Annotated in this window: 18 protein-coding genes; 5 read left to right on the forward strand and 13 right to left on the reverse strand. The window is 68.5% G+C overall.

All coding sequences use genetic code 11. The annotated features are described in order from the left end of the window. Positions 1-10: 10 nt before the first annotated feature. Positions 11-211 (reverse strand): hypothetical protein, encoded by a 201-nt coding sequence (locus tag B1818_RS12195; protein ID WP_055475487.1) that lies wholly within the window; start codon positions 209-211, stop codon positions 11-13. Between the two features lie 151 nt (positions 212-362). Between B1818_RS12195 and B1818_RS12200 the strand changes: the two genes are divergently transcribed. Then, positions 363-2,369 carry a glycoside hydrolase family 15 protein gene (locus B1818_RS12200; protein WP_078112966.1) on the forward strand — a complete coding sequence of 669 codons (2,007 nt, stop codon included), beginning with the start codon at positions 363-365 and terminating at the stop codon, positions 2,367-2,369. 21 nt (positions 2,370-2,390) lie between these two features. Here B1818_RS12200 and B1818_RS12205 read toward each other — a convergent pair whose 3' ends face one another. The 3 genes from B1818_RS12205 to lepA are packed head-to-tail and all read right to left on the reverse strand — an operon-like array spanning position 2,391 to position 7,253. Continuing rightward, positions 2,391-3,302: a cation diffusion facilitator family transporter gene (locus B1818_RS12205; RefSeq protein ID WP_078112903.1), complete on the reverse strand. Its 912-nt coding sequence runs from the start codon at positions 3,300-3,302 to the stop codon at positions 2,391-2,393. 13 nt (positions 3,303-3,315) lie between these two features. Then, entirely contained in the window at positions 3,316-5,364 is a 2,049-nt protein-coding gene (locus B1818_RS12210; protein WP_078112967.1) for a M3 family metallopeptidase, read from the reverse strand. 32 nt (positions 5,365-5,396) lie between these two features. Next, positions 5,397-7,253, reverse strand: coding sequence for a translation elongation factor 4 (gene lepA, locus B1818_RS12215; protein ID WP_078112904.1), 1,857 nt, complete (start codon positions 7,251-7,253; stop codon positions 5,397-5,399). 393 nt (positions 7,254-7,646) lie between these two features. Between lepA and B1818_RS12220 the strand changes: the two genes are divergently transcribed. Together B1818_RS12220 and B1818_RS12225 are read left to right on the forward strand one after the other, a co-directional pair. Further along, a complete protein-coding gene (locus B1818_RS12220; RefSeq protein WP_078112905.1) occupies positions 7,647-8,327 on the forward strand; it encodes an alpha/beta fold hydrolase in 681 nt (226 codons plus the stop codon). A gap of 2 nt (positions 8,328-8,329) precedes the next feature. Continuing rightward, on the forward strand, positions 8,330-8,755 hold the full coding sequence (locus B1818_RS12225) for a type II toxin-antitoxin system PemK/MazF family toxin (protein ID WP_065631478.1): 426 nt from the start codon (positions 8,330-8,332) through the stop codon (positions 8,753-8,755). 16 nt (positions 8,756-8,771) lie between these two features. On the opposite strand, the gene B1818_RS12230 is transcribed toward B1818_RS12225, so the two are convergent. The 4 genes from B1818_RS12230 to B1818_RS12245 all read right to left on the reverse strand — a co-directional run bounded on the left by B1818_RS12230 (position 8,772) and on the right by B1818_RS12245 (position 13,739). Next, the gene (locus B1818_RS12230; RefSeq protein ID WP_058252095.1) at positions 8,772-9,620 is read right to left on the reverse strand and encodes a transglutaminase family protein; all 849 of its coding nucleotides are present in this window, start codon (positions 9,618-9,620) and stop codon (positions 8,772-8,774) included. After that, a complete protein-coding gene (locus B1818_RS12235) occupies positions 9,617-10,594 on the reverse strand; it encodes an alpha-E domain-containing protein (protein ID WP_058252096.1) in 978 nt (325 codons plus the stop codon). Before B1818_RS12235 ends, B1818_RS12230 begins: the two co-directional genes overlap by 4 nt. Continuing rightward, positions 10,591-12,474 (reverse strand): circularly permuted type 2 ATP-grasp protein, encoded by a 1,884-nt coding sequence (locus B1818_RS12240; protein ID WP_078112906.1) that lies wholly within the window; start codon positions 12,472-12,474, stop codon positions 10,591-10,593. Before B1818_RS12240 ends, B1818_RS12235 begins: the two co-directional genes overlap by 4 nt. A 92-nt stretch (positions 12,475-12,566) precedes the next feature. Beyond that, positions 12,567-13,739 carry a sulfotransferase family protein gene (locus tag B1818_RS12245; RefSeq protein ID WP_078112907.1) on the reverse strand — a complete coding sequence of 391 codons (1,173 nt, stop codon included), beginning with the start codon at positions 13,737-13,739 and terminating at the stop codon, positions 12,567-12,569. A 239-nt stretch (positions 13,740-13,978) separates the two neighbouring features. On the opposite strand from B1818_RS12245, the gene rpsT reads away from it, so the two are divergent. After that, positions 13,979-14,239 carry a 30S ribosomal protein S20 gene (rpsT, locus tag B1818_RS12250; RefSeq protein WP_004023072.1) on the forward strand — a complete coding sequence of 87 codons (261 nt, stop codon included), beginning with the start codon at positions 13,979-13,981 and terminating at the stop codon, positions 14,237-14,239. A gap of 227 nt (positions 14,240-14,466) precedes the next feature. Here rpsT and holA read toward each other — a convergent pair whose 3' ends face one another. Continuing rightward, positions 14,467-15,435: a DNA polymerase III subunit delta gene (holA, locus tag B1818_RS12255; protein WP_068970238.1), complete on the reverse strand. Its 969-nt coding sequence runs from the start codon at positions 15,433-15,435 to the stop codon at positions 14,467-14,469. Between the two features lie 163 nt (positions 15,436-15,598). Between holA and B1818_RS12260 the strand changes: the two genes are divergently transcribed. Further along, the gene (locus tag B1818_RS12260) at positions 15,599-17,011 is read left to right on the forward strand and encodes an amino acid permease (RefSeq protein ID WP_078112908.1); all 1,413 of its coding nucleotides are present in this window, start codon (positions 15,599-15,601) and stop codon (positions 17,009-17,011) included. 12 nt (positions 17,012-17,023) lie between these two features. On the opposite strand, the gene B1818_RS12265 is transcribed toward B1818_RS12260, so the two are convergent. From B1818_RS12265 to octT, 4 genes are all read right to left on the reverse strand, one after another. After that, positions 17,024-18,421 (reverse strand): ComEC/Rec2 family competence protein, encoded by a 1,398-nt coding sequence (locus B1818_RS12265; protein ID WP_078112909.1) that lies wholly within the window; start codon positions 18,419-18,421, stop codon positions 17,024-17,026. Between the two features lie 3 nt (positions 18,422-18,424). Continuing rightward, the gene (locus B1818_RS12270) at positions 18,425-19,426 is read right to left on the reverse strand and encodes a ComEA family DNA-binding protein (protein ID WP_058252101.1); all 1,002 of its coding nucleotides are present in this window, start codon (positions 19,424-19,426) and stop codon (positions 18,425-18,427) included. A gap of 115 nt (positions 19,427-19,541) precedes the next feature. Beyond that, positions 19,542-20,402, reverse strand: coding sequence for a DegV family protein (locus B1818_RS12275; RefSeq protein ID WP_058252102.1), 861 nt, complete (start codon positions 20,400-20,402; stop codon positions 19,542-19,544). Between the two features lie 4 nt (positions 20,403-20,406). Continuing rightward, a complete protein-coding gene (gene octT, locus B1818_RS12280; RefSeq protein ID WP_078112910.1) occupies positions 20,407-21,231 on the reverse strand; it encodes a diglucosylglycerate octanoyltransferase in 825 nt (274 codons plus the stop codon).

Raw genomic sequence — 21,231 nt, forward strand, 5'->3', positions numbered from 1 at the left:
AGTATCTTCTTCATAATCCGGTCCCGTCGTCGTCGGCGAAGCGGCGTCGGTCGACCAGCGTGGCGGCGGCGTCGACCAGCAGACTGAGCACGTAGGCGATGAGGATCGCCACCGGGATCACGACGGCGACGGTCACCAGCAACTGGGGCACGAAGGACAGGCCCGTGAGCCACTCCTCCACGCTGTCCCACCAGTCGAAGAACGCCGACACCTCATCACCCCGTCATCCGTGCATCCGTTCCCGCGGGGAGCCGTACACCCGTCCGCGGCATCTGCGTCGCTCCGAGTCCGTGATCACCGCCACTGTCTCGCTCACGGGAGCCGAGTGGCGTCGGCGAGAACCCGTCGCAATGATGGAACTCATGTCTGTCGCAGATGACTCCACCGTAACGTCCCTGCCGACCGTGCCGCCGCGGGCATCCGGGACCGCGGCCGACGCCGACGTCTCCCCGGCGGCTCCCCCGGCACCGTCGCACACGAGCGCCTTCCCGCCGATCGGCGACTACGCGTTCCTGTCTGACACCGAGACCAACTGTCTCATCGCGCGCAACGGCTCCGTCGAGTGGATGTGCATACCCCGGCCCGATTCCCCGAGCGTCTTCGGCGCCATCCTCGACCGTAGTGCCGGCCACTTCCGACTGGCGCCCTACGGCGTGAACGTCCCGGTGGATCGGCGCTACCTGCCCGGCAGCCTGATGGTCGAGACCACCTGGCAGACCGACACCGGTTGGATCATCGTCCGTGACGCACTGGTCATGGGTCCGTGGCACGACAACGAACGTCGCTCGAAGACGCACCGCCGGACGCCCACCGACTGGGACGCCGAGCACATCCTGCTGCGCACCGTGCGCTGCGTGTCCGGCACCGTCGAACTGCACATGAGTTGCGAACCCGCCTTCGACTACCACCGCGGGACGACGAAGTGGGAGTACTCGGGACCGGCCTACGGCGAGGCGATCGCGACCGCCAAGGACACCGATGCCGACACGCCCACCCTGAAACTCACCACGGACCTCCGGCTGGGTCTGGAGGGTCGCGAAGCGCGGGCGCGTACCCGGCTCGTCGAAGGCGACAACCGCTTCGTCGCACTCAGCTGGTCCCGGCAGCCGGCGCCGCAGAACTTCGAGGAAGCCGCCCAGAAGATGTGGGCGACAAGCGAGTCGTGGCGGCAGTGGATCAACATCGGCAGCTTCCCCGATCATCCGTGGCGCTCGCATCTGCAGCGTTCGGCCCTCACGCTGAAGGGACTCACCTACTCCCCGACCGGTGCACTGCTCGCCGCCGCGACCACGTCGCTGCCGGAAACACCTCAGGGCGAACGCAACTGGGACTACCGCTATGCGTGGGTGCGTGACTCGACCTTCGCCCTGTGGGGTCTGTACACGCTCGGTCTCGACCGCGAGGCCGACGACTTCTTCTCCTTCATCGCCGATGTCTCGGGCATCACCAACGGGGAACGTCATCCGCTGCAGGTGATGTACGGCGTCGGCGGCGAGCGCACCTTGGAAGAGGAAGAGCTGACCCATCTCTCCGGCTACGACGGCGCCCGGCCGGTCCGTATCGGCAACGGCGCGTACAACCAGGCACAGCACGACATCTGGGGCACGATGCTCGACTCGGTGTACCTCAACATCAAGTCGCACGAGGCGGTGCCGGAGACGCTGTGGCCCGTGTTGAAGGCCCAGGTCGAAGAAGCGATCAAGCACTGGAAGGACCCCGACCGCGGCATCTGGGAGGTGCGTGGGGAGCCGCAGCATTTCACGTCGTCGAAGGTGATGTGCTGGGTCGCGCTCGACCGCGGGTCACGCCTCGCGACGATGCACGGCGAGCAGGCGCACGCGCGCGAATGGGCGGCGATCGCGGAGGAGATCAGGGCCGACGTCCTGGCGCACGGGGTCAACGAGCGCGGGGTGTTCACCCAGCGTTACGGCGACGACGCGCTCGATGCCTCGTTGCTGCTCGTCCCGCTGCTGCGGTTCCTGCCGCCGGACGACCCCCGGGTGCGCGCAACGGTTCTCGCGATCGCCGACGAACTCACCGAGAACGAACTGGTGCTCCGCTACCGGGTCGAGGAGACCGACGACGGTCTCAGCGGCGAAGAGGGTACGTTCACCATCTGCTCGTTCTGGCTGGTGTCGGCCCTCGTCGAGATCGGCGAACTGCCGCGGGCGAAGACGCTGTGTGAACGACTGCTGTCCTACTCGAGCCCGCTCAAGCTGTACGCCGAGGAGATCGACGCCAAGACCGGACAGCACCTCGGCAACTTCCCGCAGGCGTTCACCCACCTCGCCCTCATCAACGCGGTGATGCATGTGATCCGCGCCGAGGAAGCCGCCCACCAGGCCACCTTCCAGCCGGCGAATCACTGAGCGCGACGAGCCGAAACGCGCTCAGTCCAGCCGCCAGTCCTCGTAGGCGCGTGGGTCGTTGATCGGTTCGACGTGCAGGGTCACGGTGAGATCGTCGACCGCGGCGCGGAGTTCGTCCTCGATCGTCTCGGCCAGGTCGTGCGCGCGCTGCACCGACCAGTCACCGGGGACGAGCATGTGCAACTGGACGAACCGTTCATGGCCGGCCTCCCGCGTGCGGACGTCGTGGAAGTCGATCCGGTCGGCGCGGTGACGCGCGAGGACGGCGTCGATCGCGGCGCGCAGGTCGTCGGGCAGCGCCGAGTCCATCAGTCCCGCACCGGATCGCCAGACCAGCCGTCCGCCCACGACGAGGATGTTGGCAGCCACCGCGATGGCGATCAGCGGGTCGAGCGGCAGCCAGCCGGTCACGGCGACCAGGAACACACCGACCACCACGCCGGCCGTCGTCCACACGTCGGTCATGAGATGTTTGCCGTCGGCCTCGAGGGTCAGCGACCGATGACGTCGACCGGCGCGGACGAGCACCCAGCCGACGACCGCGTTGACCACCGTCGCGCCCACCGAGATCGCCAGTCCCATGCCGACTTCGTCCAGTTCCTCCGGGTGGAGCAGGCGGTCGACGGCCGTCGCGACGATGACGACCGCCGCGACGACGATCATCACCCCCTCGAACACCGCCGAGAGGTACTCCGCCTTGGTGTGCCCGAAGTTGTGGCTACGGTCCGGCGGCTTCGCCGCCACCCGCAGCGCGACGAACGCACCGATCGCCGCAACGAGGTTGACGGTGGACTCCAGCGCGTCGGAAAGCAGACCGACCGAGCCGGTGACCCGCCACGCGATCAGCTTGAGACCGATCACGACGATCGCGGTCACGATGCTCAGCACCGCGAACGCCGACAGGTCCCGGCGCGGGGTGCGCGTCGTCGTCATGACCGGGACCCGATCAGGCCGCGAGCCCCCGGCGCCGCAGCAGCGGTTCGATACGCGGCCGGCGACCGATCAGGCCCTGGTGTGCGACAAGCGGATCCACGCTGTCTCCGCGGGAGAGAGTGGCGTCGGCGAACCGGCGGCCGTTCTCACGACGCAACCCGCCCTCGGCGAGGAACCACTGCTCGGTCTCTGCGTCGAGCACCTCCGACCAGATGTAGCTGTAGTAGCCGGCGGAGTAGCCGCCACCGAAGATGTGGTTGAAGTACGAGCTCCGGTAGCGCGGCGGGATCAGCTCGGTGTGCAATCCCGCGTCGGTGAGCGCCTGCGCCTCGAAGGCCTCGACGTCGGCCACCGCCTCGGCCTCCGCCACCGACAACCGGTGCCAGGCCAGGTCCAGCGAGGATGCGGCGAGGTATTCGATGGTGCCGTGCGCGGACTCGGCTCCCGCCGACTCCCGCGCCGCATCGGCGAGCTCGGCCGGGATCGGCTCTCCGGTCTCGTGATGCCGGGCGTAGTTCGCCAGCACGTCCGGGTGCAGCGCCCACATCTCGTTCACCTGCGACGGGAACTCGACGAAGTCCCGCGGTACCGACGTCCCGGATTGCGACGGGTAGTCGACCGACGACAGCAATCCGTGCAGGGCGTGCCCGAACTCGTGGAAGAGCGTGGTGAGCTGATCCATCGTGAGCAGACACGGTTGTCCGGCATCGGGTTTGGTCAGGTTCAGCACGTTCACGATGATCGGCTGGGTGTGCAGGACCGACGACTGGTCGACGATGTTGTTCATCCACGCCCCGCCGCGTTTCGACGGCCGGGCGAAGAAGTCGCCGAGGAAGAGCCCGATACCGACGCCCGCGTCGTCGCGTACCTCCCAGGCGCGCACATCCGGGTGGTACAGCGGGAGATCGGTGATCTCCCGAAAGGTCAGGCCGTACAGCTTGTTCGCGGCGAAGAAGACACCCCGGGTCAGCACCGCGTCCAGTTCGCAGTAGTCCGCGAAGTCGTCGAGCGGCACCGCCGAGCGCGACCGCTTCTCCCGATCGAGCCAGAAGGTGAGATCGGCGGGGCCGAGCGGCGCGTCACCTGCGAACTCGGTGAGCCGGGTGAGTTCGCGGCCACCGGCACGCATGGCCGAGGAGTTGAGCTCGCGCAGCATGTCGTCGACGGCCCCCGGGTGCGGCGCCGTCTGCTCGGCGATCACGTATTCGGCGTGGTCCCGGTAGCCGAGCATCTCTGCTCGGCGTGCCCGCAGGCGGACGATCTCGAGGACCAGTTCCCGGGTGTCGTGTTCGTTGCCTCGGGCGCACCGCCCCACCGACGCGTCGAACACCCGCCGGCGCACATCGGCATTCGTCAATTCGGTGAGCACCGACTGACTAGTCGGCAGTTCGAGCGTGAGGAGGTATCCGCTGTCGTGCCCGGCCTCGCCGGCGGCACGGCGGGCGGCGGCGATCTGTCCGGCCGACAGACCGTCCAGTTCGGCGGCATCGTCGACGAGCACCGCTGAGTCGTTGGTGTCGTCGAGGATCTTCTGGGAGAACGTCGTCGTGAGATAGGCCAGGCGGGAAGCGATCTTTCGCATCTCACCCTGTGCGTCGGGGTCGAGTCCGGCTCCGGCGCGGACCGATTCCCGGTACCGCTTGTCGAGCAGCCGGCGCTGAGCTTCGGTGAGATGGAGTTCGTCGGCGCGCGAGTGGAGGTCGGAGATCCGTTCGAAGAGAACCGGATTCATTGCGATCGTGTTCGCGTGATCGGTCAGGAGCGTCGACAGCTCCTGGGAGATCTCGTTGCGTCTGGGGTTCGTGTCGGGCCCGACGAGGTTGAAGAAGATCCCCGACGCCCGGGCCAGGTCGCGCCCCGACAGCTCCAGGGCTTCGATCGTGTTGGCGAAGGTGGGCGCCGCGGGATCGGCCGCAATCGCCTCCACCTCGGCCACATGCGACGCCATGGCCTCGGTGAACGCCGGCAGGAAGTCATCGTCGGAGATCGATGCGAAGTCGGGGAGATCGTAGGGCAGGCCGCTTTGCGCCAGTACCGGATTGGTGCCCTGTGCTGCGGTCATCGTCTCCCCACTCCCGGTCTGCCCGTCGCCCATCACTTCCCCTTCGGCTTGTCACCCACCGCGTCGGTGGAGAGCGCGGCCACGAAGGCCTCTTGCGGGACCTCGACGCGGCCGATGGTCTTCATCCGCTTCTTGCCCTCTTTCTGCTTCTCGAGCAGTTTGCGCTTACGGCTGATGTCGCCGCCGTAGCACTTCGCGAGCACGTCCTTACGGATGGCTCGGATGTTCTCGCGCGCAATGATCTTCGAGCCGACGGCGGCCTGCACCGGGACCTCGAACTGCTGACGCGGGATGAGCTCCTTGAGCTTGATCGCCATCCGGTTGCCGTAGGCATACGCGGCGTCCTTGTGGACGATTGCACTGAACGCGTCGACGGCTTCGCCCTGGAGCAGGATGTCGACCTTCACCAGGTCGGCTTCCTGCTCGCCCGCCTCCTCGTAGTCGAGGCTGGCGTAGCCGCGCGTCCGCGACTTCAAGGCGTCGAAGAAGTCGAAGATGATCTCGGCCATGGGCAGCGTGTACCGCAGTTCCACGCGCGTCTCCGACAGGTAGTCCATCCCGCCGAGCTCGCCTCGACGCGACTGGCACAGCTCCATGATGGCGCCGATGAACTCGCTCGGCGCGATGACCGTGGTCTTCACGATGGGTTCGTAGATGTGCCGGGTCTTGCCTTCCGGCCAGTCCGACGGGTTGGTCACCACATGTTCCGAACCGTCTTCCATCACCACCCGGTACACGACGTTGGGGGCGGTCGAGATCAGATCGAGGTTGAATTCGCGCTCGAGACGCTCGCGGGTGATCTCCATGTGCAGCAGGCCGAGGAAGCCGCAGCGGAACCCGAAGCCGAGCGCGACCGAGGTCTCCGGCTCGAAGGTCAGGGCGGCGTCATTGAGTTGCAGCTTCTCGAGCGCCTCACGCAGGACCGGGTAGTCGGAGCCGTCGAGCGGGTACAGCCCCGAGTAGACCATCGGGCGCGGCTCGCGGTACCCCGTCAGCGCCTGCTCGGCACCCCGGCGGGCGGTGGTGACGGTGTCGCCGACCTTCGACTGGCGGACGTCCTTCACGCCGGTGATGAGGTAGCCGACCTCGCCGACACCCAGCCCCGTGGTCGGCTTCGGTTCCGGGGACACGATGCCCACCTCGAGCAGCTCGTGCGTCGTGCCGGTCGACATCATCAGGATCTTCTCCCGCGGCACGATCTTGCCGTCGACGACGCGGACGTAGGTGACCACGCCGCGATAGGTGTCGTACACCGAGTCGAAGATCATCGCGCGCGCCGGGGCGTCGGAGTCGCCCACCGGGGCCGGCACCTTCCGGATGACCTCGTCGAGCAGCTCGGTGACCCCGACGCCGGTCTTGCCCGACACACGTAGCACGTCTTCCGGCTCGCAACCCACGATGTGCGCGAGTTCGGCAGCGTAGCGCTCGGGGTCGGCCGCGGGCAGGTCGATCTTGTTCAGCACCGGGATGATGGTGAGGTCGTTCTCCATCGCCAGATACAGGTTGGCGAGGGTCTGGGCCTCGATGCCCTGCGCGGCGTCGACGAGCAGGACAGCTCCCTCGCACGCCTCCAGAGCGCGGGACACCTCGTAGGTGAAGTCGACGTGCCCGGGGGTGTCGATGAGGTGCAGGACGTAGTCCTCGTCGCCCTCCGCCGACTTCACCGTCCAGGGCAGACGGACGTTCTGCGCCTTGATGGTGATGCCGCGCTCGCGCTCGATGTCCATTCGATCGAGGTACTGCGCCCGCATCTGCCGCTCTTCGACGACGCCGGTGAGCTGCAGCATCCGGTCTGCCAGCGTCGACTTGCCGTGGTCGATGTGGGCGATGATGCAGAAGTTCCGGATACGTGCCGGATCGGTGAAGGTGGTGTCGGCGAAGGTGGGAATGGAACTACTCCTCGAACGAGAACTTCGGTAGAGAACGGGTACGGATACGGGTTGTCCTCCAGTTTCTCATGAGCACCCCGCGTGGCGCGTCCGGCCACGTCGCACCCTTCGAGACGGCCCTCCGCAGGCTCCGGGCCTCCTCAGGGATCGGGGAGACGGCCCTCCGCAGGCTCCGGGCCTCCTCAGGGATCGGGGAGACGGCCCTCCGCAGGCTCCGGGCCTCCTCAGGGATCGGGGAGACGGCCCTCCGCAGGCTCCGGGCCTCCTCAGGGATCGGGGAGACGGCCCTCCGCAGGCTCCGGGCCTCCTCAGGGATCGGGGAGACGGCCCTCCGCAGGCTCCGGGCCTCCTCAGGGATCGGAGAAGTCCGCGAGCACCTCCGAAGGCGCTACGGTGGCAGCCGTGTCCGCGTCCACCGTCACCACCATCGAGTCCGACGACGTCGCCGCCGAGGTACACCGCCCGGGGATCCCGGCACGTGCCACGCTCGTCCTCGCCCACGGCGCAGGCGGCAACCGCGAGGCCGTGATCCTGCGTGCCCTGGCCGAGGAACTGTGCGACCGCGGGTTCGTCGTCGCCCGGATCGACCTGCCGTATCGACGGCGCCGGCCCAAGGGCCCGCCCAGCCCGTCCACCGCCGCCGCCGACCGGGACGGCATCCGTGCCGCGTGCGCAACGCTGCGCGCCGAGTCCGACGGGCCGTTGATCGTGGGTGGCCACTCCTATGGCGGGCGACAGTCCTCGATGGCCGTCGCCGAGGACGGAACAACTCTGGCCGACGGCCTGCTGCTGACGTCGTATCCGCTGCATCCGCCGGGCAAGCCCGACCGACTGCGCACCGAACACCTGCCGTCGATCACCGTCCCCACCCTCGTGGTCCACGGGAGCACCGACCCGTTCGGCACCACCGACGAGATGACCCGCGCGATCGGCCTCATCGACGCGCCGACACACATCGTCGAACTCGAGAAGGTCGGACACGACCTCAACCCGAAGAGGAAACCCACCGCAGCCCTCACCGCGGACGCGATCGAGGACTTCCTGCTACCCCACATCTCCGGAGAGGACTCCTGACGATGACCAGTCGCGACGCCCGGCCCGCACTTCGGCCGACAACCGATCTCGCCCGCACCATCAGCTATTCCCCCGACCTCGACGGCGACGCCGACCCCGGCGAGATCGTGTGGACCTGGGTCGCCTACGAGGACGACCCGAACCAGGGAAAGGACCGGCCGGTCCTGGTCGTCGGCCGGGACGCCCGGGCCGACCGGTCCGACACCGTGCTCGGGCTCATGCTGTCGAGCAAGGACCACCGGGACGACGGCAACTGGCTTCCCGTCGGGTCGGGCGCATGGGATTCCCAGGGCCGGCCGAGCTTCGTGCGCCTCGACCGTGTACTCGTCGTCGACGACGACGGCATCCGCCGGGAAGGCGCGATCCTCGACCGCACGACGTTCGACGCCGTCGCCCAGGAACTCCGCGGGCACTACGGCTGGCGGTGACCCGGAGGACGAAACCCTAGGCGAGCCGGGTGATCTCGACGATGACGTCGAGGTCGGTCGCGCCGCCGCCGGTGTAGATACCCTTCAGCGGCGACACATCGGCGTAGTCACGACCCACGCCCACCGACACATGCTGCTCGGTGATCGGGGTGTCGTTGGTCGGGTCGTAGCCCCACCAGCCGCCCGTCCACGCCTCGATCCAGGCGTGACTCTGACCCTGCACCGTCTTGTCGATCTCGGCGTCGGGTTCGGGATGGAGATACCCCGACACGTACCGGGCGGGGATGCCCAGCCCGCGGAGCATCAGCAGGGTGAGGTGCGCGTAGTCCTGACACACGCCCTTGCGGTCGGTCCACGCGTCGACCGCGGTGGTGTGCACGCCCGTCGTGCCGGGGACGTACTCCATCTCGGTGTGGATGAAGCGACACACCGCCTCGACCGCCTCCTCGGGGGTGAGCCCCTTGGTCACCTTCTTCGCGGTCGACAGCAGTGACCGGTTGCGGGCGACATACGGTGTGTAAGAAAGCATCTCGTCATACCGGTCGATGACGTGATCGCTGTTCACGTCGTCCCACGAGACCTGATCCTCCTCGTCGGGACGTTGTCCGGCCTCGGTTTCGACGACCGACAGCCCCGAGACCTCGAGTTCGTTGTGCGGCGCGTGCAGATCGAAGGCGGTGACCGCGGTACCCCAGTAGTCGGTGTACCGGTAGGACCTCGTCGCCGGGACCGTCTCGACCCGGTTGACGATCACGTTCTGGCGGGCGTCGCTGCGCGGGGTGAGCCGGGCTTCGTTGTACGACGAGGTGACCGGACTGTGGTAGGCGAAACCCGTGGAATGGACAACACGCAGACGCCAGCTCACAGCTCACTCTCCTCGATGACATGCCCGTCGCTGACGCGGGCGTCGGCCCACGAGACATAGGGCGACACATGGAAATACTGCTTCGTGACCGCCTCGTTGACCGCGCGGCAGGTGTCCTGCAGGTCGACGAGCCGGTCCTGCAGATCGTCGAGCAACTTCCCGGGCTCGAGGAACTCGAGCGAACTGCGCGCGCGGCCCAGCAGCAACTGCGCCTCGGCCTGGGCCCCGACCCGGCTCGGCCCACTCTCGAGCTGGCCCAGATTGCGCTCGGCGACGCTGAGGGCGTGGAAGATGGACCGTGGGAACAGCCGGTCGAGAAGCATGAACTCGACGATGTTCTCGGCGTCCAACACACCGCGGTAGGTCCGCAGGAAGGTGTCGTGCCCGCCGGCGGACACGAGGACGTTCACCCAGGCCGGCGACGTCGTCCGATCTCCGGCGCGGGACAGCAACATCCGGATGGTCATGTCGACCCGCTCCACCGACCGACCCAGCAGCAGATACCGGTAGCCGTCGTCGTGGCTGAGGGTGGCGTCGGCGAGGCCCGCGAACATCGCCGCCCGGTTCTTCACGTACGACAAGAACTCGTGGGGACCGAGGCGACGCGAGCGCCGTTCGGCGCCGTCGAGTCCGTTGTAGGTGGTGTTGAGGCATTCCCACAACTCGCTGGACGTGACTTCGCGTGCGCCCCGGGCGTTTTCCCGCGCCGCCCGGATCAGGTCGACGATCGACCCCACCGCGTCGGCGTCGTAGGCGACGCGTTCGGTCAGGGACCAGACGTCGAGCTCGTCGTCGTCCTCCGGCGCGGTGAGCCCGAGCACCTGGATGATCAGGCGTGCCTGCCGGTCGACGTCGACCGTGGTGTCCTCGAGGATCTGGTGGATCGCGACATCGAGGATGCGCGCCATGTCGTCGGCGCGCTCGACGTATCTGCCGATCCAGTAGAGCGATTCGGCGTTCCGCGCCAGCATCATCGGACATCACCACCCTGTTGCTGGGTCATGCCGCCGGACGCGGCCGTCGGATTCGGTTGCGGCGTCATGCCACCCATCTGCTGCGTCCCACCCAACTGCTGCATCATGGAGCCCATCTGCTGCATCATCGAACCCTGCTGTTGCTGTTGAGTCTGCGTGTGCACCGGGTCGGGGGCGCTCTCCGCCGGCCGGGCGGCGGCGACACCGCTCGTCGTCACGACCTTCGCGCCCGACAACTCCCGGTCCCCCTCGGAGGTGCGCGAGGCCAGCACCCAGGTGTCCTTGGAACCGCCGCCCTGGCTCGAGTTGACGACGAGCGATCCCTCCGGCAGCGCCACCCTTGTCAGTCCGCCGGGTAGGACCCACACGGATTCACCGTCGTTGACCGCGAACGGACGCAGGTCGACGTGGCGCGGTCGGATGTCGTCACCGATCTTCGTCGGTACCGTCGACAGCTGCACGACCGGCTGCGCGATCCACCCGCGCGGATCGTTGCGGACCTTGCGTGCCAGTGCGTCCAATTCGGCGCCGGTCGCGTCGGGGCCGAAGACGATGCCGTAACCGCCCGATCCCTCAACGGGTTTGACGACGAGTTCGTCGATGCGGTCGAGCACCTCCTCGCATTCGTCGGGCAGCCAGCAGCGCAGGGTGTCCACGTTCTGGAGACTCGGCTTCTCGCCGAGGTAGTACTGGATGATCTCCGGCACGTAGGTGTAGATCAGCTTGTCGTCGCCGACGCCGTTGCCGACCGCACTGGAGATCACCACGTTGCCCGCGCGTGCGGCGTTCAGCAGCCCCGCCACGCCGAGCATCGAATCCGGCCGGAACTGCATGGGATCCAGGAAGTCGTCGTCGATGCGGCGGTAGATGACGTCGACTCGCTGCTCCCCCTCGGTCGTGCGCATGTACACGACGTTGTCGCGGCAGAACAGGTCACGGCCCTCGACCAGCTCGACGCCCATCAGACGCGCGAGGAGCGAGTGCTCGAAGTAGGCCGAGTTGGCCACGCCCGGGGTGAGCACGACGATGTTCGGGTCGGCCTCGTTGAACGCCGCCGACGCGCGCAGGGCGCGCAGGAGGTGGCTCGGGTAGTCGGCGACCGCACGCACCTTGTGTTTGGAGAACAGATCCGGGAAGACGCGGGCCATCGCGCGCCGGTTCTCGAGCACATAGGAGACGCCCGACGGCGACCGCAGATTGTCCTCGAGGACCCGGAAATCACCGTTCTCGTCGCGGATCAGATCGATACCCGCGACGTGGATGCGAACGCCGTTGGGCGGCCGGATGTTCGCCGCCTGTCGATGGAAGTGCTCACAGGAGTGGACGAGTCGCTTGGGCAACACCCCGTCGCGCAGGATCTCCTGCTCGCCGTAGATGTCGTCGAGGAAGAGTTCCAGCGCCTGTACGCGCTGGGTGATACCCGCCTCGAGCTTGTTCCACTCCGCCGCCGAGATCACCCGTGGCACAACATCCAACGGGAAGGGGCGTTCCTTGCCGGACAGCGAGAACGTCACACCCTGGTCGAGATAGGCACGCCCGAGGGCCTCCACACGCGCCTCCACGAGGTCGGACTGATCCTCGTCGGCCATCGCCTTGTAGATACCGCGGTACGGTGTCCGCACCTCGCCGGCGGCATCGAACATTTCGTCATATGCCTTGCCGTACGGGCCTTTTGCGTACCCGCCGAAGTTGCCGGTGAAATTCTCCCCGGTGGTTGCGTCGCCGGCGCCCTTCGCCGACCGGCTGCCGGAACCGGAACCCTTGGTCGAACCGGACTTGGCGGAGGCCGTCCGTCCCGACGAGGTGGACGACGCCGCTTTCGCGGCTGCGGACTTACGCGCCGCCTTCTTGGCTGGCGCACTTGTCGATGCGGGGGTCATAAACTGCCATGGTGCTACAGAATGCCGAAATCGGCAGGACGTCGACCGGCCGTGTCATCGACGAAGCCGCACCGCCGTTCCGGGGCCACCGATCAGGATGATCGGCGCGCGGCGATCACCCGCCGCTTGACCCTGCGCACCACATTCGCCGCCCGCGTCCGCGCACGGGGTCCGACCTTGGGCAAGGGCGCCGCGAGCACCATCGCCGCGATCGTGTCGAGCGCGACGTCGAGCACCTCGCCGTCCGACGGCGGCGGTACGTCGCCGGCGTCATGTTCGGGCGACACCACCAGATCGTCGAGGTCACCGACGACGTTGTAGCCGGCGTCGCGGACCGCCGCGACCATCCGCCGGGACTCCCCCGCCGCCCACTCCCGGCTCTTGTCCGAGAGTCCCTGGGGCGGGCCGGACGGGGCCTCGAACAGGATCTCCCCGATCACCTGCCCCTTGATGATCCGCTCGTATCGGCGCCACTCGATGACGTCCGGCTGCAGGCGGCGGTTGAGGCCGCGCAGGAACTCGGCCTGCGGCGCGGACAGCGAACTGTTCAGGCTGGGGACCGGGATCCGCAGCGGGACCGGATCGATGTTCATCACGCGCAGGAACCGATCCCAGAGCGTGTCGCCCGACGCTGCCCCGCGGGGCGGCACCGTGACGATGTGGACACGCTCGGGTCCAACGGCACGCGACCAGCGTTCCAGGATGCCGACGTAGTCCTGGAACTCCCAGAACGGCTCCTCGTCGACCTCGTCGGCCGGGGCATCGTCAGCGGGGGTGCTGACGACGACGGGACCGCCGGTCCGGCGCCCCTCGGAAGCGAAGGCCACCGAATCCACGAACTCGTCGAACGACGCCCGGCGCTGGTTCTTCACGTTCTCCTGCCACACGGACGGGAGCTGGCGGCCGAGGTCGCGGACGGTCGCGATCACGTGGACCTCGTCGGCGAAGGACAGGTCGGCCATCAGCCGTTCGATCTGGTCGACGGTCGCGGTGCTGTACAGCTCGTGCGACAGCAACGAGATCTGCGGCCAGGCCCGGATCTGTCCGAGGAGCGTCGGCCAGGTGCCGGCGAAGGCGGGATCGACCCAGTCGAGGTATCGCTCCGGCTGCAGATGCACCGCGGCATGGAAGTGATCGGAGATCACGTTGCCCGGGTACAGCAGCCCGGAGGACTGCAAGGCCAGGTCGCGGTTTCGCCAGAGGCGATCCTGGAGGTGTGTGGTCCCGGTCTTGGGAAGGCCGATGTGTACGTAAACGACGGACATGATGGGTCCACCGTAGACATAAGTTCACGATGATTCTTATTGGCCGACGCGGCGGCCCGCCGTTCCCGACGCATGGATTTTGGCGGGCTGACCCCGGCTGGTAGTGTTGTGCGCTGTTGCGGTGACGCCGTGGAGATGCTTCACGCGCCGACACCGCCCGGTGCGAGTTCAGCCCCCAGGGCCGACCGCCCGACCCGAACAGACAGACATATCCACCAGCAACGACAGAGGTAACCCGCGTGGCAAACATCAAGTCTCAGATCAAGCGCAATCGCACCAATGAAGCGAACCGCCAGCGCAACCAGTCGGTGAAGTCGGCCCTTCGTACCGCGATCCGCAGCTTCCGTGAGGCTGTCGAGTCCGGCGACAAGGCGAAGGCCGCCGAGCTCGGCCAGACCGCCAGCCGCAAGCTCGACAAGGCTGCCAGCAAGGGCGTCATCCACGCCAACCAGGCCGCCAACAAGAAGTCGGCCATCGCCCTCGCGGTCAACAAGCTCTGATCTGACGCCGCCCCCGGTCGGCCCGACGGTTGATCCGTCACCACATCTTCAAACCTCGATCACCCCGGCAGCATCCACGCGGTTGCCGGGGTGATCGACGTTTCTGTCTGGCGCCCTACCGCTGGTAGAGCCGGTACGCTTCCCCCGCTGGTTGAGCCGGCCCCGAGCGGAGCGAGGCGCCGAGTCGAAGCCACTCTCGCGCCCCAACTGAAGTCCGGCCCCGACGATCAGCTCCGCCGACGCCCGTCCGGCCGGAGGTCGGCGACCGTGGCGACGGCGTGGGTGAGGCTGTAGTCGGGGTCGGCGGCCTGCCCCTTCACATCCGCGTTGAGCGCGGCGACCACGCCGACCGCCCGCGCGATCGACTCCGCATCCCACGCCTTGGCCTTCGCCTGCACGTTCTTGACCCGGTTAGGTGGCATGCCGAGTTCGCGGGCCGCATCGAAGTGGTTGATCGACCCCATGGGCCGGATGCGAGCGATGGCGTGGACGGCCTCGGCGAGGGCGTCGGCCAGCAGCACCCGCGGCACGCCGTGGTGCAGCGCCCAGGCCAGGGATTCCAGCGCGCCGGCACGGTCGCCCGTCACCGCCCGGTCGGCCACCTCGAATCCGGTCACCTCGGGACGGCCCTGGTAGTACAGGCGCACGGTGTCGCGATCGACCTTGCCGCCGGTGTCGGCCACGAGTTGCGCACACGCGGCGGCCAGCTCGCGCAGTTCCGATCCGACGCCTTCGACCACCTGCTCGACGACATCGGCGCCTACCTTCACGCCCAACGATCGGAACTCGTTGCGCACGAACGTCATCCGCTCCGACGGCCACTTCGGGGCGGTCGTCTCGTGTTCAACGGCCCCGGCCTTCTTCAACGCGGGGACCATCGACTTCGCCCGGCCCCCGCCGTGATGGATCACCATCAGCGTGATGCCCTCGGGCAGCGACGACGCGGTCGCGGCGATGAGCGCGGCCGGCTCCTTGCCCGCGTCGGCGGCGGCCTCGACGACAACGATCCGCTCTTCGGCGAAAAGCGACGGACTGAGCAGCTCCGCGAGTTCGTGTTCGCTCACGTCGCCGGCACGTACCCGGGTCACCGGCACCGGGGTGCCCGCCGCTTTCGACGCGGCGTCGACCACGGCCGAGATCACCCGGCCGGTGAGGAAGTCGTCGTCTCCGAGCAGCAGGTGCAGGCGATCGGTCACGGCGACAATGGTGCCAGACGGCGCCGACACGATCACCGGACCGCCGCCCGGCCAACCGAATACGACAAAGTGGACGGGTCCTGTGGGCGAGTGAATCCGGTCGATCGCGGGCCGTTACGGTGAGCTTCTGCCATCGGCCCACCGACATTCCAGGAGTTGCCCGCTGACTGTCGAGCATCCCGGCACCGACACGGGTGCCGACACCGACGAGGGATACCAACGCGGGCTCACCGCCCGCACCGTGCAGATGATCGCCATCGGCGGCGCGATCGGCACCGGCCTCTTCTACGGCGCGGGTGGCGCGATCGAGAAGGCGGGGCCGGCACTCATCCTGGCGTACGCGCTCGCCGGCCTCGCGATCTTCATCGTCATGCGCGCTCTCGGCGAACTCCTCATCTACCGGCCGATCTCCGGCGGCATCAGCGAGTACGCCGACGAGTTCCTCGGACGGTTCGCCGGTTTCAGCCAGGGGTGGACCTATTGGGCCGTGTGGACGACGACGTGCATGGCCGAGATCACCGTGGCGGGCAAGTACATCAACTACTGGTGGCCCTCGGTGCCGGTGTGGGTCACCGCCCTCATCGCGCTCATCGTGCTGTTCGGCGCGAACCTGATCTCCGTCGGGGTGTTCGGACGCGCGGAGTTCTGGTTCTCCGCCATCAAGGTCACCGCCATCCTCGGAATGATCGTCGTCGGCATCGGTGTGCTGCTCCCGATCGCCGGGCTGGGGCCCGAGACCGGTCCGTCGGTGACGAATCTCTGGAACGACGGCGGCTTCTTCGCGACCGGCTTCAGCAACGCGATGCTGAGCCTGCAGATCGTCATGTTCGCCTATGTCGGCGTCGAGCTCGTCGGCGTGACCGCGGGCGAGGCGCAGAACCCGCGTGTCACGCTGCGCAAGGCGATCAACACCGTTCCGTTCCGCATCGGGATCTTCTATGTCGGCTCGCTGCTGGTGATCCTCTCGGTCCGCAGCTGGACGGACTTCCAGGCCGGCGAGAGCCCCTTCGTCTCGGTCTTCTCCTACATCGGCGTCCCCGGCGCCGCGGGCATCGTCAACTTCATCTTGCTCACCGCTGCCCTCTCGTCGTGCAACTCGGGCATCTACTCGACCGGGCGCATGCTGCGCTCCCTCGCCCACACCGGCGACGCCCCGCGGCAGCTGACCCGACTCTCGAACCGCAAGGTCCCGGCCGTCGGCATCACGCTGAGTGCCGCCGTCATGGCGATCGGCGTGGTGGTGAACGTCATCGATCCCGCACACGCCTTCGCCTACATCACCGCGGTGTCGACGGTCGGGATCATCGTCATCTGGTCGACGATCCTGCTGTGCCAGATGGCCTACCGCCGCAAGGTCGCGCGCGGTGAACTGCCGCGCTCGGACTACCGGGTCCCCGGCGCCCCGGTCACCACCTGGCTCGCACTCGCCTTCCTCGCTCTCGTCTTCGTCCTGCTGTTCTTCGATCGCGACGGTCGGATCGCGCTCGTCGTCGGGGCGGTCTGGTTCGCCGCTGTCGGCGTCGGCTACATGGTGTGGAACCGCACCGCAGGCGCACTGGCCGATCGCGAGGTCTGACCGCGGGCAGCCTCATCCGAACGGCGAGGGCACCTCCACACTCGCCCAGCCCACACCGCCGAGGGTGCGCGCGCACGCGACCATCCACCACAGTTCGGGGGCGAGGGCGCGCACCAGTAGTTCACCCACGAGCGCGCCGACACCGTCGGGCGGACCGATCGCGCCGATGAGTGCGGCGAGGGTGCCGACCACGCTGATCACCGCGACCACCGGGGCGACCAGGAGATTCGCGACGATCCCTACCACCGAGAACGTGCCGGTCACCACGACCACGATCGGCGCCGTCACCACCTGCGCGGTGACCGCCATCGCGAACACCTCGGCGACACCCGGCGGACAACGCCACTCGCGCAACCGGTCACGGAGTCGTGGAGCCCACAGCACGATGGCGGCGGTGGCTGCCACCGACAAGGCGAACCCCGGTTGCAGCGCCAGCTCGGGCCACCACAGGAGTCCGCCGACGACCGCCGCACCGAGCGCCGGGAACGCCTGCGCCCGACGAGAGGCGAAGAGCGCCAACACACCCACCGCTCCCATCAACGCGGCACGCACCACACTCGGCGACGGCCGGACGAGCACCACGAATGCCAGGATCACCACCAGCCCGACGACCGCGGCCGCCCGCGGTGGCACACCCACACTACGAACCACGAGAAGCGCTGCCCCGCAGACGATCGCGAAATTGCTGCCGCTCACCGCGGTCAGATGGCTCAGGCCGGCGTCGCGGAAATCGTCCCGCAGGCCGTCGTCGAGGGAGCTCTCGTCGCCGAGCACGAGGCCGGGCAGGAGTCCGGCCGCATCCTCGTCGAGCGCCCGCGCGGCCAACACCTGCAACCGTTCCCGGATCGCACCGGCCACCTGCTGGTGGGCGGGCGGCGAGCCGACGACCCGGGGCTGCTGCGCAGTCAGGGTCGCCAGCAGAAGCGAGCGCTCGGGCGGAGGCCGCACCCGCGCGACCGTGACCACCCGCTGCCCAGGCAACAGTCCCGACCACTCCCGGAGATCGCCCATCACGTCGGCGGCAGCCGTCGGAACACGATGCGAACCAACCTGTTCCACGTCGACGCGCAGACGGACGCGTCCGGCCGACGACGGCCCGACGACCACCGGATCACCACGCACGGTCAGCACGACCGTCGACTTCCCGGTCGACGCGGCCAGCGGGTGATCGGAGCGGACCTCCTGCCGGATAGCCAACGAGGTCGCGCACACCGCGGCGAGTCCGGCCACGACGATGATCAAACCGACCGCGTCCCATCCCAACCGGCCGCCGGCACAGACCAGTGTGCCGACCGAGGCCACCGCGCCCGAACAGATCGCCAGCCCGAGCGTGTAACCGGGCGGCATCACCAGCCCGAACGCCGTCACCGCCCACACCGCCACCGCAGGTACCAGCAGGCGGTAGTCCACCCGTCAGACCGTCACGAGATCGCGCAGTCTGGCCAGGCGTGCCGGACCGATCCCGTCGACCTCGGCCAGCTGGTCCACGGAGCTGAAGCGCCCGTTGCGTTCCCGCCACGACAGGATGGCCTTCGCGGTCACCGGCCCCACCCCGGGCAACTCGTCGAGGTCGGCCTCGGTGGCGGTGTTGAGGTTCACGAGTCCGCCGGTGGCCGGCGGACCACCCGAACCGCCGGCGGGAGCACTTGCATCTGCCGGGGGTGCACCCGCGGGTGCGGGTGGCGCGCCCGAGGCCCCGACGACGGCACTGCGCAGCGACATCTCGCCCTGCCCGCCCGCGTAGCCGACGAGGATCTGATCGCCGTCCCGGAGGACCTGCGCGAGGTTCAGCGACAGCAGATCCGCGTTCTTGCGCGCGCCCCCCGCCCGGTCGATCGCGTCGGCGACCCGCGCCCCGGGCGTGAGTTGCACCAGACCCGGCGCGTGCACCAAACCGACGACACTGACCACCATCTGCGCCGGGGTCGATTCGGTCGGCACGGCCGGCGGCGTCGACGGGTCCGACATCGACGAGGTACCGGCCACCGCACCGAAATCCACGACCGGCGCCGACTCCGACCCGCGGAACAGTCCGAAGGCCGCGACGGCACAGACGACGACACCGACCGCGATCAGCGCGAGAGCCGCCGGTGGCGCGACCGCGAAGCGCCGCCGAGGGATGGGATCGTCGTCGAAGTCATCGTCATCCTCGGCACCGTCGCCCCCGACGCTGTCGCCGCCGTCGGCGTCCGACCGTCGACGCTGGGTTCGCGCCGTCGTGTCGAGCCACGTCGGCATCCCGCCGATCCCCCACCCGGGATGCTCGGGTTCCTCGACGGGGCCGAGCGGGTCGTCGATGTCCGGCGCGAGCGGCGGCGACTCGGGGTCGATGCCTGCCGTACCATCCCGTCGGCCCGGCAGATCGGCCACCGGCGCCAGCCGGTCCAGCGGGTTCCGCCGTCCTGATGCGCTCATGACGCCACACGCTAGGTCGCACAGCCGCCGCTGCTCCGCACGCGAACCGCGGAGCCCGCGATCTGTGGACGATCACCGCGAGCTGTGGATGACGCCGAGCCCGGGGGCCCGACCTCTACGACTCGCCGAGACCCTCGATCGGTTCGAGGTGCGCGGCGATCACGACGCCCACCGCGCCGGGGCCGACGTGGGTGCCGAGGATGGGACCGAGATCGACGGTCAGCTCGGAGGTCACCACCCGCAGCCTGGCGTGGACGGCCGCGCGCAGTTCCTCGGCCACGTCCGGGCTCTGACAGTGCTGGATGCCGACCGTGACCGCGCGGCCGCCCGCGGAGTCGGCGGCGGCGTCGACCATCTTGTCCAGCGCCTTGGAGAACGTGCGATGACGTTCCTTCAGCGTCAGGGTCCCGTCGACCATGTGCAGGATCGGTTTGATGGACAGCGCCGAGCCGAAGAGCTTGCCCGCGGCGCTGATCCGGCCACTGTTGCGCAGATTGTCGAGCTGCTGCACACACAGCAGCGAGTCGACGGTCGCTGCCTGTCGGATGGCGGACTCGTACACGCGGTCCCGGTCGGCTCCCCCGGCGGCGGCCTGGGCGGCCGCGACGGCGGTGAAACCGACTGCGAGACCGACAGATCGGGAATCGACGACCCGAACCTGCCCGGAAAACTTCTCCGCGGCCATCCGCGCCGAACTCCAGGTCCCCGACAACCGGCGCGACATGTGCACGGCGACGACGCCGGCACCCTGACTCGCCTCGAGCGCGGACTCGAAATGTTCGGAGAGGTCGTTGGGGTTGGCACCGGAGGTGGTCACGCCCGGCGTCGTCACGATGTCGGCCGGGATGTCGTCGACACCTTCGCGGTAGTCCTCGTCGCCGACGGCGAGGTGCAGTGGGACCTGCCGAATCCCGTAGTGCTCGGTCACCGACCGCGGCAGCCGGGACGAGGAGTCTGTGACGACGACGACAGGCACGCGTCTACGTTAACGGGTTCACGCGCCGGGCCTCCACGGGCGTCGGGGTCGGGCCCGCGGCGTCGCGATTCGCGCGCCGCCGGACGGCGTCGACGACCGGGGCGACCAGGTCGGCGATGCCCCGATGGCACGAGAAACCCCAGTGGATTCCGTCGGGATTCATCTCGGCGGTGTCGTCGTCGAAGGCGTCCCTGGTGACCGGGTAGAAGTCGACACACGGTAGGCCGTGGCTCGACGCCCATCGCGACATCGCCGCGGTCGTCGGGATCCGCCCGGCATGGACGTTGCCGTAATACGGACTGCGGTGGGTGGGCGGCAGGCACACGACGATCGGGAGGTCCGGACGCAACTGGGCGAGCGCCGCGCGGATCTTCTCCAGGTACTCGATCGTGACGTGCGGCGGCAGCGCGAGCGGCCATCCGAGGTGCGACCCCCGCGGTTGTATCCACGCATAGGCCGCGCGTATTCGCTGCCGCAACCCGTTCGGCCTGATGTAGCGGATCTGCTCCCGGAAAGCAGTCGGAAGCGGCGAGGGCAGCGTGTCCATCCCTCCGAATGCGAGCACGACGACGTCGGCGCGGGGCACGGTGGCCCAGATGTTCGGGTCCTGGGTGAGGGCCCACCAGACGTCCCGGCTCGTCCACCCGATCCGGCCGAACAGCCGCACCTCCGAGCGCGTCGCAGCGCCCACGAGCATCGGCCAGATCCGAGGGTCATCCGCGGGCAGACCGCCCTGCGGACCGTAGTACGCGAGCGAGTCGGACAACACCAGCACACATCGCTCCCGCGCATCGGCAGCGGATGGACCGGGTCCGGCGGCCTCGGTCAT

Source organism: Gordonia sp. IITR100 (genome assembly GCF_002009645.1).
GTDB classification, from domain to species: domain Bacteria; phylum Actinomycetota; class Actinomycetes; order Mycobacteriales; family Mycobacteriaceae; genus Gordonia; species Gordonia hongkongensis.